The organism is Vibrio sp. L85 (assembly GCF_963871815.1).
Classification (GTDB): Bacteria; Pseudomonadota; Gammaproteobacteria; order Enterobacterales; family Vibrionaceae; genus Vibrio; species Vibrio harveyi.
In genome coordinates, this window is record NZ_CAWMYL010000114.1 from 44,133 (window position 1) to 61,745 (window position 17,613).

The 17,613-nt window shown below is 47.4% G+C and carries 15 protein-coding genes; 6 read left to right on the forward strand and 9 right to left on the reverse strand.

Going from position 1 to position 17,613, the window contains the following annotated elements:
• The first annotated feature begins 29 nt into the window (after positions 1–29).
• Positions 30–851, forward strand: coding sequence for a carbon-nitrogen hydrolase family protein (locus tag AACR11_RS11915; protein ID WP_029789675.1), 822 nt, complete (start codon positions 30–32; stop codon positions 849–851).
• A gap of 11 nt (positions 852–862) precedes the next feature.
• A complete protein-coding gene (tldD, locus tag AACR11_RS11920) occupies positions 863–2,308 on the forward strand; it encodes a metalloprotease TldD (RefSeq protein ID WP_029789673.1) in 1,446 nt (481 codons plus the stop codon).
• A gap of 70 nt (positions 2,309–2,378) precedes the next feature.
• Here tldD and AACR11_RS11925 read toward each other — a convergent pair whose 3' ends face one another.
• Complete coding sequence (locus AACR11_RS11925) at positions 2,379–3,755, reverse strand: PhoH family protein (RefSeq protein ID WP_005444370.1); 1,377 nt, start codon at positions 3,753–3,755, stop codon at positions 2,379–2,381.
• A 537-nt stretch (positions 3,756–4,292) separates the two neighbouring features.
• Here AACR11_RS11925 and rapA point away from each other — a divergent pair.
• Positions 4,293–7,202 (forward strand): RNA polymerase-associated protein RapA, encoded by a 2,910-nt coding sequence (gene rapA, locus AACR11_RS11930; protein ID WP_079324339.1) that lies wholly within the window; start codon positions 4,293–4,295, stop codon positions 7,200–7,202.
• A gap of 100 nt (positions 7,203–7,302) precedes the next feature.
• Here rapA and AACR11_RS11935 read toward each other — a convergent pair whose 3' ends face one another.
• Positions 7,303–8,568: an NRAMP family divalent metal transporter gene (locus tag AACR11_RS11935; RefSeq protein ID WP_029789670.1), complete on the reverse strand. Its 1,266-nt coding sequence runs from the start codon at positions 8,566–8,568 to the stop codon at positions 7,303–7,305.
• 239 nt (positions 8,569–8,807) lie between these two features.
• Between AACR11_RS11935 and rluA the strand changes: the two genes are divergently transcribed.
• Entirely contained in the window at positions 8,808–9,560 is a 753-nt protein-coding gene (gene rluA, locus AACR11_RS11940; protein WP_005444373.1) for a bifunctional tRNA pseudouridine(32) synthase/23S rRNA pseudouridine(746) synthase RluA, read from the forward strand.
• 32 nt (positions 9,561–9,592) lie between these two features.
• The gene (locus AACR11_RS11945; protein WP_029789668.1) at positions 9,593–10,555 is read left to right on the forward strand and encodes a D-2-hydroxyacid dehydrogenase; all 963 of its coding nucleotides are present in this window, start codon (positions 9,593–9,595) and stop codon (positions 10,553–10,555) included.
• Between the two features lie 65 nt (positions 10,556–10,620).
• On the opposite strand, the gene yjgA is transcribed toward AACR11_RS11945, so the two are convergent.
• Complete coding sequence (yjgA, locus tag AACR11_RS11950) at positions 10,621–11,145, reverse strand: ribosome biogenesis factor YjgA (protein ID WP_005444375.1); 525 nt, start codon at positions 11,143–11,145, stop codon at positions 10,621–10,623.
• A gap of 110 nt (positions 11,146–11,255) precedes the next feature.
• On the opposite strand from yjgA, the gene pmbA reads away from it, so the two are divergent.
• Positions 11,256–12,599 carry a metalloprotease PmbA gene (gene pmbA / locus AACR11_RS11955; protein ID WP_005444376.1) on the forward strand — a complete coding sequence of 448 codons (1,344 nt, stop codon included), beginning with the start codon at positions 11,256–11,258 and terminating at the stop codon, positions 12,597–12,599.
• A gap of 83 nt (positions 12,600–12,682) precedes the next feature.
• Here the strand turns inward: pmbA and mgtE are convergent, their stop codons facing one another.
• From mgtE to AACR11_RS11985, 6 genes are all read right to left on the reverse strand, one after another.
• Positions 12,683–14,038: a magnesium transporter gene (mgtE, locus tag AACR11_RS11960; protein WP_005444378.1), complete on the reverse strand. Its 1,356-nt coding sequence runs from the start codon at positions 14,036–14,038 to the stop codon at positions 12,683–12,685.
• A gap of 166 nt (positions 14,039–14,204) precedes the next feature.
• Entirely contained in the window at positions 14,205–14,480 is a 276-nt protein-coding gene (locus tag AACR11_RS11965) for an HPr family phosphocarrier protein (protein WP_005442213.1), read from the reverse strand.
• 2 nt (positions 14,481–14,482) lie between these two features.
• Positions 14,483–15,346: an RNase adapter RapZ gene (rapZ, locus tag AACR11_RS11970; RefSeq protein WP_005444380.1), complete on the reverse strand. Its 864-nt coding sequence runs from the start codon at positions 15,344–15,346 to the stop codon at positions 14,483–14,485.
• Positions 15,347–15,360: 14 nt separating this feature from the next.
• Positions 15,361–15,807, reverse strand: coding sequence for a PTS IIA-like nitrogen regulatory protein PtsN (ptsN, locus tag AACR11_RS11975; protein ID WP_005444382.1), 447 nt, complete (start codon positions 15,805–15,807; stop codon positions 15,361–15,363).
• 2 nt (positions 15,808–15,809) lie between these two features.
• On the reverse strand, positions 15,810–16,097 hold the full coding sequence (gene hpf, locus AACR11_RS11980; RefSeq protein ID WP_005444384.1) for a ribosome hibernation promoting factor: 288 nt from the start codon (positions 16,095–16,097) through the stop codon (positions 15,810–15,812).
• Between the two features lie 24 nt (positions 16,098–16,121).
• Positions 16,122–17,588, reverse strand: coding sequence for an RNA polymerase factor sigma-54 (locus tag AACR11_RS11985; RefSeq protein ID WP_005444386.1), 1,467 nt, complete (start codon positions 17,586–17,588; stop codon positions 16,122–16,124).
• Positions 17,589–17,613: the final 25 nt, after the last annotated feature.

Below are 17,613 nucleotides of genomic sequence, written 5' to 3' on the forward strand. Positions count from 1 at the left end.
AGTCTTCCGACGAACAAGGAATTGAATACATGGAACGTGTTGGCATCATTCAAATGACATCAGGTCCAGATATCGAGGAGAATCTGGACCTCATTGCCAAGCAATGCGCATTGGCTGCTGAGCAAGGTGTGAAGCTGGTTGTGACACCAGAAAACGCTACGCAGTTTGCCAATCGAGAGGCGTATCACCAGAACGCAGAAACTTTGGGTAACGGTCCTATTCAGCAGTGTTTATCTGAGATCGCACAACGCAATCAATTAACGCTAATAGTCGGAAGCATGCCGATTCGCACTGAACAAGGCGTGACTACCACGACATTGGTTTTCTCACCGCAAGGCGAGCGTATTGCTCATTACGATAAGCTGCATATGTTTGACGTGGATGTAGCCGATGGGTATGGCAGCTATCGTGAGTCGGATACCTTTAGTGCAGGTAATCGCATCGTGACGGCAGAGACCAATATTGGTACGGTAGGCTTAAGTATTTGCTACGACGTACGCTTTCCTGAACTGTTTAAAGCACTACGCTTAGCAGGAGCACAAGTTATCGTTGTGCCCGCTGCGTTTACCGCCGTCACGGGAGAGGCGCATTGGGAAGTACTGCTAAGAGCGCGTGCGATTGAAACCCAGTGCTGGATTCTTGCCTGCGGGCAAACGGGGACGCATCCATGTGGTCGTCAAACCTGGGGGCATTCCATGGTGATTGACCCTTGGGGGCGTGTTCACCAACAATTGAATGACCAAGTAGGATTGCTGGTGGCAGAGATAGATTTGTCACACAACCAGCAAGTAAGGCAGAATATGCCGCTGACTCAACACAGTCGCTTTCAAAATGAATTGAAACGGAAATAAAAGAGCTAACTATGAGCATAAACCAAATAGAACAGGCACTCCTTGCCCCAAACGGTCTGACAGAGCAAGACATCGCTGACACACTAGCGAGCATTGCGACGCGCCAGATCGATTATGCGGACATTTACTTTCAGTCCAGCTGGCATGAGTCTCTGGTTCTAGAAGACAGTATCATTAAAGATGGCTCTTTCAATATTGACTGTGGTGTCGGTGTACGTGCAGTCACAGGCGAGAAAACCGGTTTCGCCTACTCAGACCAAATTCAACTAGAAGGTTTGAAGCAAAGTGCGATTGCAGCGCGTGGTATTGCGCAGCAAGGTCAAAACGGCAAAGTGCACGCATTCAAGCGTTCTGATAACCAAGCTTACTACGATGCGGTAAACCCACTAGCAAGCTGGGAAAAGCAACAAAAAACTGAACTGTTATTGTCTCTGGATGCGTACATTCGTACCAAAGAGCCACTCATCAAAGAAGTGTCGATAAGCATCAGCGGTGTGCACGAGCAAATGCTAGTTGCAGCAACCGACGGTACTTACGCTGGCGATATTCGCCCGCTTGTTCGTCTATCAATCAGTGTTCTTGCTGAAAAAGGCGATCGCCGTGAACGCGGTAGCGCTGGTGGTGGTGGTCGTTTCGGTTACGACTTCTTCCTATCTGAAACGAACGGCGTGAAACAAGCCTTCCAATTCGCAGATGAAGCGATTCGTATGGCGCTAGTGAACTTAGAAGCAGAAGCAGCACCCGCAGGCATGATGCCTGTGGTACTTGGTTCTGGCTGGCCGGGCGTGTTGCTGCACGAAGCGGTAGGTCACGGTTTAGAAGGTGATTTCAACCGCAAAGAGTCGTCAGTGTTCTCGGGCAAGATGGGTGAGCAAGTGACATCTCCGCTTTGTACGATCGTGGATGATGGCACGCTAAAAGATCTGCGCGGTTCATTGAACGTGGATGATGAAGGTGTGAACGGTCAATACAACACACTTATCGAAAATGGTGTGCTTAAGGGCTACATGCAAGATAAGTTGAACGCACGCCTAATGGGTGTGAATCCTACAGGTAACGGTCGTCGTGAGTCTTACGCGCATCTACCAATGCCACGTATGACCAACACTTACATGATGCCGGGTGAGCACACGCCAGAAGAGATCATCTCTACAGTGAAGAAAGGTCTGTACGCACCAAACTTCGGGGGCGGTCAGGTGGACATCACTTCTGGTAAGTTCGTGTTCTCTGCATCGGAAGCGTACTTGATTGAAGATGGCAAAATCACTCGCCCAGTGAAAGGCGCAACGTTGATTGGCTCAGGCATCGAAGCAATGCAGCAAGTTTCTATGGTGGGTAACGACCTAAGCATCGACAGAGGTGTTGGCGTGTGTGGTAAGGCTGGCCAAAGCGTACCGGTTGGCGTTGGTCAACCAACATTGAAACTCGACTCCATTACCGTTGGTGGTACTGAGTAAACTTCATCTGAAATAGAATTAAAAAGAGCGCTCATTGAGCGCTCTTTTGTTTTTAGGGGGAGGGTATTCGCTATAGGTTCTCTTCAGCAAATTCAGCCAAGCGGCTGCGCACCACACCATTGAGGTGAATATTGGCACTGCCTTCAAAGTTTTTGAAGCGTTCTACCATATACGTCAAACCAGACGTCACTGGGGTTAGGTAGTGAGAATCAATCTGTGCCAAGTTACCCGAACACACAATCTTGGTGCCTTCACCACAACGGGTGATGATGGTTTTGATTTGTGAAGCGGTTAAGTTCTGACACTCATCGAGCAAGACAAACGCATTCTGGATAGAGCGACCACGCATAAAGTTGATCGATTTAAACTGAATGTTGGCTTTATCACAGATGTACTTCATCGAACCTTCGGTGCAATGGTCGTTCTTGTGCAGTGCTTCCAAGGTATCGGTCACTGCGGCTAACCACGGCATCATTTTCTCTTCTTCCGAGCCCGGTAAGAAACCAATCGACTCACCAATATCTGGCGTGTTCCGCGTTACGATAATCTTATCGAACATGCCTTTTTCAATGGTTTGCTCTAGTGCTGCTGCCATTGCAAGGAGCGTTTTACCACTACCGGCAGCGCCGGTCAGAATCACCAAATCAATATCAGGATCAAGCAAGGCATCCATCGCCATGCCTTGATAGATATTTTTCGGTGTAATGTCCCAAGCGCGACGATGCATCATGCGCTCACGACTCAGGTCGAGCAGCGTAACCTTATCCTCATTAATGGTTTCTACTCGACCTACAAAATCACTCTCTTCATCAATCACGTATTGGTTGATAAAGGTCGGCTCGAACGGTTCGCGGTTGAGTTTATGGAACGTTTTTCCACCCAGCGCGTAACTCTCAACTTCATCCACATCACTCCAAAAATCACCTTCACGTTGTTGGAAGCCTTTGGTGAGATATTGGATATCATCAATCAGTTGATCCGTGCGATAGTCTTCAACGAAACGTACGCCAGCGCCTTTGGCTCGCAAACGCATGTTGATGTCTTTGGTTACGAGCACGACTTCACGTGGTGCGCGTTTGTTTTGCAGATAAAGCACCGCATTGAGTATGCGGTTGTCACCGGCTTTGTCGGCGAAGGCTTTGACGGTTTCCTGCAATTCGAAGTCCGCCAAAATAGAGATGGTGCCTTGGCTAGGGTTGTCTTTAGAAACTGGAATACCTTCTGAGATTTCATCGGGTGTTGCGTCTTTAAACAGATCTTCCAAAGCGCGAATCGCAACGCGTGCATCCCTTGCTACATCACGTTTACTGTCTTTGATTCGGTCGAGTTCTTCCAACACGGTCATTGGGATGACGACATCGTGTTCTTGGAAAGAGAAGATGGCGAAGGGTTCATGAAGAAGAATGTTGGTATCGAGTACAAACAGTTTCCGATCGGTATCGCCCATAGCGTCTCCTTGCCGCAGCGCGGCTTTGCTGGCTAGTAGCTAAGAAGGAACAGTCTTCCTAACTCTGATTGCTTGCAATAGAGGTTGTCGGGCAATGTCGGTTAGTGCGCAACCGAGTAGCAAGACAACTTACTGCAAACCCGTGTTGATCCTAATCGTGTACTTAATGCGCTCAAATCATGCTTGATGACTCTAAGCGCCCCTCATTAGAAGTATACGTAAAATTTACTTCTTACAACTTAATAATTGTCATGAGTTTTTTACAATTTGATTGCATTCCTAATTCAGGAAAAAAAGTTGCCCCTCTGGGCGGTTTCGGCGTGACCTAAATCACAGCTTCAAGTAAGATTAGCGACCTTTTTCTGCGTATAGGCTACGCCCGATTTATCATGTTCAGCTGGCTTAAAAATGCACAGCGCAAAGTGGCATGACAAGCACGATTGGCATAGCAGAAGCCAGAATCAGATCTAAACTTATTATCCATGCCCATCGGGATGGGTAGAGACCAACAAGAAACAACAACGAGGTAGTCAATTCATGACATTTGCTTTGGGGCAGCGCTGGATTAGCGATACGGAAAGCGATTTAGGTTTAGGTACCGTAGTAGCAATGGATGCTCGTACTGTGACATTGATGTTTGCAGCATCAGAGGAAAACCGAGTTTACGCACGTAACGATGCACCAGTTACCCGAGTAACGTTCAACGTCGGTGATGTCATCGATTGCCAAGAAGGTTGGTCATTAAAAGTTGAAGAAGTACTGGAAGATGAAGGTCTATACACCTATTTCGGTACTCGTGAAGACACGCAAGAAACGGCGATCGTGTTGCGTGAAATCTTCCTAAGCAACCACATTCGTTTTAACAAGCCGCAAGACAAGTTGTACGCAGGTCAAATCGACCGCATGGACAACTTTGTACTTCGCTACCGTGCGCTACAAAACCAATTTGAGCAACACAAGAGCCCAATGCGTGGTCTGTGTGGCATGCGTGCAGGCTTGATCCCTCATCAGCTTTATATCGCACATGAAGTGGGTCGTCGTCACGCGCCTCGCGTATTGCTAGCGGATGAAGTTGGTCTGGGTAAAACCATCGAAGCGGGCATGATCATCCACCAGCAAGTGCTGTCCGGTCGTGCTGAACGTATTCTGATCGTGGTGCCCGAGACACTGCAACACCAGTGGCTTGTTGAGATGATGCGTCGTTTCAACCTGCACTTCTCTATCTTCGATGAAGAGCGTTGTATTGAGGCGTTCGCAGAAGCTGAAAACCCATTTGATACGCAGCAATATGTGCTGTGCTCACTGGATTTCCTACGTAAGAGCCGCAAGCGTTTCGAGCAAGCGCTAGAAGGCGAGTGGGATCTATTGGTTGTCGATGAAGCGCACCACCTAGAGTGGAGCCAAGACAAACCAAGCCGCGAATACCAAGTGGTAGAAGGCTTGGCAGAACGCACTGCGGGTGTGCTATTGCTAACGGCAACACCAGAGCAGCTAGGTCGTGAGAGTCACTTCGCTCGTCTACGTCTGCTAGACCCAGATCGATTCTACGATTACGACGCATTCGTTGAAGAAGAAGAGCAATACGCACCAGTGGCGGATGCTATCACTTCGCTGTTCTCTGGTGAGAAACTGCCTGACGAAGCGAAAAACCAAATTACGGAACTGCTTTCTGAGCAAGACGTTGAGCCGCTATTCCGTATTATCGAAAGCGACAGTGATGAAGAAGCGAAAGCGTCAGCACGCCAAGAACTGATCGACAACCTAATGGACCGTCACGGTACAGGTCGCGTTCTGTTCCGTAACACACGTGCAGCTATCAAAGGTTTTCCGAAGCGTAACGTGCATCTAATGCCAATGGACATTCCGCAGCAGTACACCACATCAATGCGTGTATCAGGCATGATCGGCGGCAAGATGACGGCAGAAGCTCGTGCGGTGAAGAACCTTTACCCAGAAGAAATCTTCCAAGAGTTTGAAGGTGAAGATTCAAGCTGGTGGCAATTTGATTCTCGTGTGAACTGGCTGCTTGAAAAAGTGAAAGAGAAGCGCAGCGACAAAGTATTGGTTATTGCTTCTCGTGCAAGTACGGCACTGCAACTTGAGCAAGCATTGCGTGAGCGTGAAGGTATTCGTGCAACTGTATTCCACGAAGGTATGTCGATCCTTGAGCGTGACAAAGCAGCGGCTTACTTCGCGCAAGAAGAGGGTGGCGCGCAGGTTCTTATCTGTAGCGAAATCGGCTCAGAAGGTCGTAACTTCCAGTTTGCTAACCAGCTTGTGATGTTCGATTTACCGTTCAACCCAGACTTGCTAGAGCAGCGTATTGGTCGTCTGGACCGTATCGGTCAGAAGCGTGATATCGACATCCACGTCCCTTACCTAAAAGGCACATCACAGGCGATCCTTGCTCGTTGGTTTGATGAAGGTCTGAACGCGTTTGCTGAAACCTGTCCAACAGGTCGCGCGGTTTACGATAAGTACTCTGATGCGCTGATTGAAATGCTGGCGTCTGGTGATGTTTCAAACCTTGATGAAGTGATTGAAGAATCAGCAAAGATGAACAAAGAGTTGAAATCACAACTTGAGCAAGGTCGTGACCGTCTGCTAGAGATGCACTCAAACGGCGGCGAGAAAGCGCAGCAGATCGTTGAGAAAATCTCATCGACAGATGGTGACACAAACCTAGTGACGTTCGCACTGTCTCTGTTCGACACCATTGGCTTGAACCAAGACGACAAAGGCGAAAATGCACTTGTGGTAACGCCATCTGAGCACATGATGGTGCCAAGCTACCCAGGCTTGCCATACGAAGGTGCGACTATCACATTTGACCGTGATACAGCGCTATCTCGCGAAGACATGCACTTTATCAGTTGGGAACACCCAATGATTCAAGGTGGTATTGATCTGCTGATGAGCGAAGGTGTGGGTACCTCTGCGGTTTCTCTGCTGAAGAACAAAGCGCTACCAGTGGGCACTATCCTACTTGAATTGGTATACGCGGTGGATGCACAAGCACCAAAACGCAGCGGTATTACTCGTTTCTTACCGAAGACACCAATTCGCATGATGATGGATGCTCGTGGTAACGATCTGTCTTCTCAGGTTGAGTTTGAAGGCTTCAACCGTCAGCTTAGCCCTGTAAACCGTCACCTAGGCAGCAAGCTAGTGACATCGGTACAGAAAGACATTCACAGCCTAATCGAAGCGGGTGACGCATTGGTTGAGCAGAAAGTGGAAGACGTTCGCAAACAAGCGCATCAAGACATGCAACAAAGCTTGAATGCCGAGCTTGAGCGTCTACAAGCACTGAAAGCGGTTAACCCGAACATCCGTGATGAAGAAATTGAAGCGATTGAAGAGCAAATCAAAGAGCTAACAGGTTACATCAACCAAGCTCAGGTTCAGCTAGATTCGCTACGTCTGATTGTGGTCAGCCACAACTAATCAGCGTTCAAACACACGAAAAAAAGGTCTTCAATTGAAGACCTTTTTCTTTATCTGAGCTTGGTTTATCTCAGCGGCTCAGTTAATCGCTCGTAGCCAATTACATTAACCACTTCCACCAAATAAACAGCGCTAAGAAGCCGAATAAGTAAATCAAGCCAGCAATCGACAACCACTTCAATTTACGCCCCAATGCCAATGGCTTAGGCAAGTCGGTTTTGCTCACTAAAATGTAGTTCAGTAGTGCAAAGAACGGTGTCGTCATAAACGCCAGTACCATGGCAAAGTTCAGCATTGGTAGCAGTGCTGAAGCCCAGAATACCACAATACCTAATGCTAAGACCGATACCGTTAGCATGATCGCAGACGTGGCTTTTGGGTTCGTTTCTGGTTGCGAGCGCAGTAGACGTTGAGAGTCTGAAATCACACGAGAGTAGCCATCAATTACCGTAATTGTACTGCCGAAGATGCAGAAGAACGCAATCACCGCAATTAGGTAGCGTGACCATTCACCAATAGTTGCAGCGTACAAGCCGACTAGCTGGTGGGAGAAGCCCACGCCAGAGCTTTTAAGCTCGATGCCTGAGCCGTGTAGCATCAACGCACCTAGCGATACAAACACCAAAGCCAATACCGCAGTACCAATATAGCCGACATTGAAATCAAACAACGCAGATTTTGCGGTGACTTCTTGTTGGCTAGTTTGGCGTTTGAGCCACGCAGACGTCAAACAAGAGATCTCGATTGGTGCTGGCATCCAGCCCATGGTTACAACGATAAAGCCGATAGCTGCAATTGACCAAGGAGAGGGGGATTCAAAGTTCGCAACAGGCTCTACCGGATTACCAAATGCAATCGCCACTGCTAGTAATGTCGCAATAGTCAGTACTGTCATGATGACTTTCGAGAGCGTATCCAGCGCTTTGTAATGACCAGCGAATAGGATCACCAAGCACGTGACCAATACAATGATACTGAGTGATGCCATCGACAATGAAAATGGAATGAAGTAGCCCAACAAGCTCGCACTGAACATCAGAAGCGCTGCTGTATTGATCACCGCAGAAACGGAACTGAGAAACAAGAACAACCACAGGTAGGGGCGACCAAGCTTAGCGTAGCCTTCAACCAAGGTTTTACCTGTGCCCATGGTGTATTGCACGCCTGCTCGAAAAAATGGGTATTTAAAAAGGTTTACTAGCAGGATAAGCACGGCGAGTTGCCAGCCATAAATGGCACCAGCTTTTGTTGAAGCAACGAGGTGAGAGCCACCCACCGCCGCAGAAGCCATGAGAATACCGGGACCCAACGAGCGTATAAATTGGGAGATTTTAGATTGGGGTTGATCTGGTACTGCCGATTCCATTTGTTATTGTCCTTGTTCATCAACGATAAACTATAAGTAACATGCCCAGTATGGTTGTCAATTTAAATTTACAACTTGGTTTGAATTTATTTTTTATTGGTGGTTTGACTTGTTAATTTTTATTATTTCAAAAAGTTATGTCGACCCTTGTTGGTGAAAAAATTAAACGTGTTTTGTGCATGCATCTTGAGGGCTCTTGGGTATAATCAGCGCGTTTTTATTCTGTAGAGATCCTGCCCATGGCAATGCTTGAGTACAATCCACCAACCGATCCTTGGATTGATGTCGTTTTTGAAGATGAGCAAATATTGGCTGTGAATAAGCCATCCGGTCTGCTCTCTGTGCCGGGCCGTCTCGCTGAGCACTATGACAGTATGTGGAGTCGCCTCACTGAGCAGTATCCAGACATTCAAGTGGTACACCGTTTGGATATGTCGACTTCCGGTTTGATGGTTCTGGCGAAGAACAAACATGCAGAAAGTGCTTTAAAGAAGCAGTTTCAATATCGATTGACGCATAAGATCTACTATGCACGAGTTTGGGGGCACGTAGAGCAAGAAGAAGGTGATATTGACCTGCCGCTGATTTGCGATTGGCCTAACCGTCCACTGCAGAAAGTGTGTTTTGAAGATGGCAAACCTTCTAAGACGCTATTCCAAGTGGCGAAGCGAGAAGAGCATCCTGATGGAGCGAAGACGACGATTGTACGTTTACTGCCTATCACTGGTCGCTCACACCAATTGCGTGTCCACATGCAAGCATTAGGTCACCCGATTGTGGGGGATGAATTTTACGCAACTGAAGAAGCAAAAGCTTTCTCTGAGCGCCTAGAACTGCACGCCGCTGAATTGAGCTTTTACCATCCGAAATGCCATTGGCTGCGCAGCATTTTTGTTCCTTGTGATTTTTACCCGGAAGCGGAAGCGATGATCTTTGACTATTTCGACCCAGCGCGTAAATTACCAGATTACAAAACACTGCCACGTCCATAAATTCATCTTTAGGCAGTGAACAAGGAGTTGTTATGTCACTGCCTAAAGTGGTCTTCCTCGACCGCGCGACTATTCCCGTTCAAATTCAAGTTCCTCGTCCAAGCTTTGCCCATGATTGGGTGGAATACGATCTGACTTCTTCTGAGCAAGTTGTTGAACGCCTTTCTGATGCAGATATCGTGATCAGCAACAAAGTGATGCTCGACCAAACCGTTCTCTCTCAACTTCCCAATCTCAAGATGATTGCTGTCGCGGCTACGGGTTTTAATAATGTCGATGTTAATTATTGCGCTGAGCACAATGTTGCGGTCGCCAACGTGCGTGGCTATGCGACTCGCTCGGTGCCTGAACATGTCATTGCGATGCTTTTTGCCTTGCGCCGCAACTTGTTTGGTTATCATCAAGACATTGCCGCAGGCGAGTGGCAACGTAATAAACAGTTTTGTTTCTTTACGCATCCAATTGGGGACGTTGCGGGTAGCACTTTGGGGGTGGTTGGCAGCGGCGCATTAGGTCTGGCGACGGCACAATTAGCGAAAGCGTTAGGTATGAACGTGGTGTTTACGGAGCGCAAAGGCGTAACCGAGTGCCGAGAAGGCTATGTCTCTTTTACTGAAATGCTAAATCAAGCGGACGCCATCACTCTGCATTGTCCATTGAATGATGAAACACGTAATTTGATTGGCGAAGCGGAACTTAAGCAGATGAAGCCAACATCAATTTTGATTAATACCGGACGTGGTGGCTTGGTAGATGAGCAAGCCTTAGTGGATAGCTTAAAACAAGGTGAGATTGCTGGTGCAGGGTTTGATGTCTTTACCCAAGAGCCCGCCGATGAGAGTAATCCGTTGATTGCCAATATGCACTTACCCAATCTATTGTTAACGCCACACGTCGCTTGGGGCAGTGACTCATCGATTCAGCGTTTGGCTGAGATCTTGATTGAGAATATTAACGCCTTTGAGCGTGGTGAAAGCCTCAATCGCTTGGCGTAATACCTGAAAATAGGCATGAAAAAAGCAGACTCACAGGTCTGCTTTTTACTTTCTTAAGCGTTGAATTACATTTCTTCTTCAAATGCTTTCAGAATTTGGAAGATTTCACGGTAAGATTTTGCTGGTTTACCGGCTTTCTTCTCTTTTGCTGCTTGGCGAGCAAGTTGGCGTAGACGTTGACGATCCGCTTCTGGATACAATTCCATTACGTCATCAATCGCTTTATCGCCTTCTTCTACAACGCGGTCACGCAGTGCTTCTAGCTTGTGCAGAGCAGCTGTCGCTTGTGAGTGCTTGTTGCGGATTTTATCCAGTGCCGCTTGAATTGGTTCTGGATCTTCGTAGCGCATTAGCTTACCAATGCGTTGTAGCTGACGACGACGTGCTTCGTTTTTAAAGCGTTGTGCATCAGCAACCGCTTCGCGCAGTTCTTCGCTCAATGGAAACTTTTCTAGAACCGCCGGCTTAAGACCAACTAGCTCTTCACCAAGCTTTTGCAGCTCTTCCATGTCTCGCTTCATCTCGGATTTACTAACCCAGATGATCTCTTCTTCTGGTTCCCATGGCGCTTTTTGATTCTTACGTGCCATTTCAGTTGCCTGTGTTTTGATTAATATTATGACTATTTTAACAAGAATCGTGGGGAGAAAGCGAAATTCTTGTTATTCTATTGTGCATCGAATACATGATGTGAAAGACAATGGATATTAAACAGCAGGTTGCTGAGCAACGTACCGAGCTAGAACAAGCCGTTTCACGTGCACTAGAAATCGCTGCGGCGAAGTCTGATGCCGCTGAAGTCGCAATCACCAAGAGTACGGGTTTGAGTGTTTCCACTCGCATGGGTGACGTGGAAAACGTTGAATTCAACAGCGATGGCGCACTAGGCATTACTGTCTACCGTGGTCAACGTAAAGGCAGTGCTTCCACATCTGACTTGAGCGAAGCTGCTATTGAGCAAACCGTTCTAGCAGCACTAGACATCGCTCAATACACATCAGAAGACCCGTTCGCAGGTCCTGCTCCAAAAGAATACATGGTGAAAGAGGTGCCAGACTTAGACCTTTTCCACCCAGATGCTCCTGATCCAGACTACGCAGCGCAGGTCGCTATCGCAGCTGAAAAAGAAGCGCTGAACTACAGCGACGCAATTAAGCAAAGCGATGGTGCGAGCTACGATAGTCACTACGGCGTTAAGGTTTACGGTAACAGCCATGGCTTGTTAGCAAGTTACGCATCAAGCCGTCATAGCACTAGCTGTTGTGTGATTGGCGTGGGTCAAAACGGCGAGATGGAACGCGATTACAGCTATACCGTTGCGCGCCATCGTGACGATCTTTGGTCACCAGAAATGGTTGGCCGCAAAGCGGCAGAGAAAACCATCAGTCGCCTTGACGCGCAAAAGCTTAAGACGGGCAAATACCCAGTGATGTTTGCTGCGGACGTAGCGACAGGCTTGATTGGTCACCTAGTGATGGCAATCAGCGGTGGTAACCTGTACCGCAAATCTTCTTTCCTATTGGATCACCTTGGTAAGCAAGTATTGCCGGAGTGGTTCAACATTTCTGAGCGTCCGCACGTACTACGTGGGTTAGCTTCAAGCCCATTCGATAGCGAAGGTGTCTACACGCAAGATCGTGAAATCATCACCGATGGTGTTTTAGCTACCTACTTGCTAACTAGCTATGCCGCTCGCAAGATGAAGATGGACCCAACGGGTCACGCTGGTGGTATCCATAACTGGTATGTGAAGTCGACAGGTCAAAATTTCGAGCAAATGCTAAAAGAGCTGGGCACAGGTTTACTGGTAACAGAAACTATGGGTCAAGGCGTAAACGTTGTAACTGGCGATTACTCTCGCGGTGCAGCTGGTTTCTGGGTTGAGAACGGTGAAATCCAATACCCAGTGTCTGAAATTACCATTGCGGGTAACTTGAAAGACATGTTCAACCAGATTGTTGCTGTGGGCAGCGACGTAGAAACACGCTCGCAAATCCAAACTGGTTCTATCTTGTTGGATACCATGAAGGTTGCTGGTGAATAAGCTTGCTAACCGCTAGATACGAAAAAGCCTGATGTGTTCATCAGGCTTTTTTATTGCTCGTTATTGGCGGTTCGCTACACAGCTTAAATCATTAAGGTTGCGAGACCGAGGAAGACTGATAGACCAATTACGTCCGTTACTGTGGTCAGAGCCATACCACCAGCGAGAGCTGGATCGATGTTCATTTTCTTGAGTAGGATTGGAATGGTAACGCCCGCAATACCTGCCACAAGCAGGTTGGTTAGCATGGCCGCCGAGATAATCCCACCAAGCATCCAGTTTCCTTTCCAGGCAACCACAATACCACCGATGATCAGCGCCCACATGATGCCGTTTAGCAAGCCGATAGCCGCCTCTTTCATCAAGAGTTCGCGTTTGTTCGAGTCACCGATATGACCGAGAGCTAAGCCACGGATTACAAGTGCAACGGTTTGGTTACCTGCTACACCACCCATTGAAGGCACGATGGTCATTAGGACAGCAATCGCAGCCATTTGGTCTAGAGTCGCTTCAAACATGTTGGAGACAGAAGCAGCGGCTAGTGCAGCAAGTACGTTGGCACCAAGCCAAATACTACGTTTACGAGCAGACTTTACCACAGGCGCGAAGGTATCTTCGTCGTCGTCCATACCTGCCATACTCATCATTGAGTGTTCAGCGTCTTCACGGATAACGTCGACTACGTCATCGATGGTGATACGACCGACAAGATGCTGGTTTTCATCCACAACCGGAGCTGATACCCAGTTACGACGTTCAAACAGGCTTGCCACGTCAGAGTCACTGGTATCAACAGTAATTGCATCGTCGGCGTCTTCCATCACTTCACTGACTTTGACATCAGGTTGCGTGGTGATCAGCGTGGTGATCGGTAGTTCACCAATCAGTTTGCTGTCATCATCAATCACGTATAGTGCGTCAGTTGCTTCAGGCAGTTCGCCTTTCATACGCAAATAACGCAGGACTACATCCACATCAACGTCACCACGAATGGTGATTACGTCGGTGTTCATCAGTCCACCCGCGGTATCCTCAGGGTAGGATAGGGCGGTTTCCACGCGTAGACGATCCGCTGAATCCATCTGAGACAGAACTTCGCGTGAGACGTCGTCAGGCAAGCTACGTAGGACGTAAGCCACGTCATCGGTGTCCATGCCTTCCGTCGCTTCTGCAAGCGCTTCAGGAGCCATTTTGGACACAAGGCTGTCTTTAACGTCTTCGTTCAGCTCGTCAAGAATCTCACCGTAATCTTCTGGGTCGGTGAGTTGCCAAAGAACCTCACGACTTTTACGCGGCGAAGCTTCTAAAAGGTGGGCGATATCCTCAGGTTCCATGTCCTGCAGTTGGCGACGAACATGGACGAAGCGACCGTTTTCCAGTGCTTCAGTGACTTCTTGGAGGGCTTGGTGAGCTTGGTCGAATTCTATTTGCTCTGCCATTCATTCCTCCTAATTCCTGATATTTACAATGCTTTGAATAATAACTTAATTCTAGGCACCTTTTAATAACAACTTATGAAAGTCGACAAAATTATTTATCGGAATTTAAGCAGGAGGTGAAAGTTATGTGGGATATCTGGCTATAGATAATAAAAAAGCGAGTGAATCACTCGCCTTCATCAAACTTATCTTCAATCAAATGGCAAACAGCATCAAGAGCTTGCTCGGATTGGTCGCCAGTTGCGTGGATAGTCACGTATTGTCCTTGGGCGGACTCCAACATCAACAACCCCATGACGCTGTCTGCGGTCGCGGTTTTGTCTTCTTCGTTGTCGATGGTGATCACCGCATCGAAGCTTTGCGCCAGCTCTACCAGTTTAACCGCAGCACGAGCGTGCAACCCTAAGCGGTTTTGGATCAGTACTTTACGACTTATTTCCACCGTTATTCCTTAACGTTCTTTTCCAATGAAGTGTGGCGAATTTGTACTTGGTGTCCTTTATCAGCAAAGAACTCACCGATTTTTTGAGTGAGATAAACCGAGCGGTGCTTGCCACCAGTACAACCAATCGCAACTGTAAGGTAGCTGCGGTTGTTTTTCTCTAGTAGAGGTAACCAAGTCTCAATGAAGCTCTCAATTTGGTATTTCAGGTCAAGTACAGACTGATGCTGCTCTAAGAATGCACCGATTGGAGCGTCTAAACCAGTGAGAGGGCGCAGTGCTGGCTCCCAGTGTGGGTTTGGTAGGAAGCGTACATCGAACACGTAATCCGCGTCTGATGGCAAGCCGTACTTGAAACCAAATGATTCAAACACCATCACCAAGTCTTTGCGTTCCCTGCCTTCAACCCGCATGCGTACCGTTTCGCTAAGGTCATGAAGAGATTGACCACTACTGTTCAACACTAAGTCTGCATGGGCTTTTAGCGGCATTAGGATGTCGTGCTCAAGTTCGATAGCTTGATCAAGAGAGAGCGACTGGCTGCCAAGTGACAGTGGGTGAATTCGACGAGTTTCGCTGTAGCGCTTGAGTAGAGTTTCTTTGTTGGCGTCTAAGAAAAGTACTGTCACATCCAGTTCAGCTTTTAGCTTTTCAAGTGTGGTGTTCAGTTCTTTGAGTTTCTTAGGGATATTGCGAATATCGATACTTACTGCCACGTTCTGTTTGCTATCGGAAACCGATTGAACAAACGCATCAAGCAAGTTAACTGGTAGGTTGTCTACACAATAGTAGCCCAAGTCCTCAAGCACACGTAAAGCAACACTCTTCCCGGCACCAGAGTGCCCACTAACAACGATTAATCGCATGGTGATCGTCCTGATTACTGATGAATCATAATGTCGTAGAGTTCTTCATCGCTCTGAGCGTTACGCAAGCTCTTAAGTACTTGCTTGTCGCTTAGGCGCTCTGCCATAGAGGATAATGTTTTGAGGTGCTCTTTGCACTGTTCTTCTGGAACAAGGAGAGCAAAAAGAAGGTCGACAGGTCGATTGTCGATAGCATCAAACTCAATTGCCTCGTCACATTGAAGTAACACCGCGATGGCTTTGTCGCTTGATTGCATTCTTGCGTGGGGGATAGCAATACCGTTACCGATACCAGTACTACCCATTTTTTCTCTGCTGAGCATACACTCAAACAGTTCCGTAGAATCTTGACCCGTGTTCTCAGCAACAATTTGACTGATCATCTCTAGGGCACGTTTCTTACTTGTACAATGGACTGCACTTTTGGTGCAGTCCAGTGACAGTATCTCGCTCAGTTGCATGATTAATGACTGTTTAGTTTTTCTTTGTGCTTGTTAAGTTGACGAACTAATTTATCCACCAGCGAGTCAATTGCTGCATACATATTTTCGTCGTTCGATGACGCGTGGATTTCGCCTTGATTTATGTGGAGTGTAGCTTCCGCTATTTGGTCAAGTTTTTCAACTTTTAGTACCACGTGAACTTGGTTAATGTGGTCGAAGAACCTTTCGAGCTTCTGAAACTTAGATTGAACATAGTCTTGCATTGAATCGGTAAGATCAACGTGATGGCCTTGAATATTGATTTGCATAGACTTTCCTTTTCAGTTGGTGCCTTAAAGTAGGCGTTTACGCTGACTTGAAGGGGCGATACCCAAGGATTCGCGATATTTCGCAATCGTTCGTCTTGCGACTTGAATCCCTTGGTCAGCCAGAAGAGCAGCAATCTTGCTATCACTTAAAGGTTTAGCGGTATTTTCCGCTGCGACCAGTTTCTTGATGAGAGCACGAATTGCTGTGGACGAACATTCTCCACCATTGTCTGTACTAACATGGCTAGAGAAGAAGTACTTCAGTTCAAAAATGCCACGTGGTGTGTGCATGAACTTCTGTGTTGTCACACGAGAAATCGTTGATTCATGCATGTCCACTGCCAATGCTACATCGTTTAGTACCATTGGTTTCATGGCTTCTTCACCATACTCGAAGAAATCTTGTTGATGTTCAACAATACATCTTGCAACTTTGAGAAGCGTCTCGTTTCTGCTTTCTAGGCTCTTAATCAGCCATTTTGCCTCTTGCAAATTGCTGCGAATGTACTGGCTATCCGCACTGTTGCCTTTGCCTAGCTGCGCATATTGTTGATTTACTTTTAGTTTTGGAATGCTGTCAGGGTTAATGGATACGGTCCACTTACCATGATCTTTAAATACGGACACATCTGGAATGACGTATTCAGTGTCATCTGGTGTGATGCGACTGCCTGGGCGAGGATCAAGTTGTTGAATTAGCTTCAAGACTTCACGCAGGTCAGCTTCTTTAAGCTTAGTCTCTTTGATGACTAGCTTGTAGTCGCGATTACCAAGGTGATCGATATGATCGCTCAATACCATTTTCGCTTCTGCTAGCCACGGCGTATCTTCTGGGAAGGTCGCTAATTGCAGCAGTAAACATTCTTGTAGGTTGCGGGATGCAACCCCAAGCGGGTCAAATTGTTGAATACGCTTACGCACTGCTTCGATTTCATCTAACTCGACTTCCTCATTATTGAAGCTCTCATGGATTTCTTCAGGAGAAAGAGTGAGGTAGCCATAATCATCGACAGCATCGATGATCGCGAGTGCGATGGTGCGGTCTGTTTCACTGAAAGGCGTGAGATCTAATTGCCACATGAGGTAATCATGCAGTGATTCAGTGGTTTCACCTTGGTAGACCGGCATGTCGTCATCAAGCGCTAGACCTGTACTGCCAGTGTTAGCGCTGTAAACGTCATCCCAGGTAGTATCGATTTCTAGTTCAGAACTGATTTCAGATTTTTCAATTACGTCTGAACTGTCTGGAAGATCGGGTTCAGAGGTGTCGTTGGCACTGGCTTCAGCGGCTTCGGATGCTGACTTATCTTCACCATTTACTTGAGGTTCATCGTGACCTTCTTCAACTTCCAATAGCGGGTTGGAATCCAGCGCTTCTTGAATTTCTTGTTGAAGATCGAGCGTCGACAATTGCAACAAACGGATGGCTTGTTGCAGCTGCGGCGTCATGGCTAACTGTTGACCTAGCTTGAGTTGTAATGAAGGTTTCATTCAGTGTTACTTACCTTGTAATGCT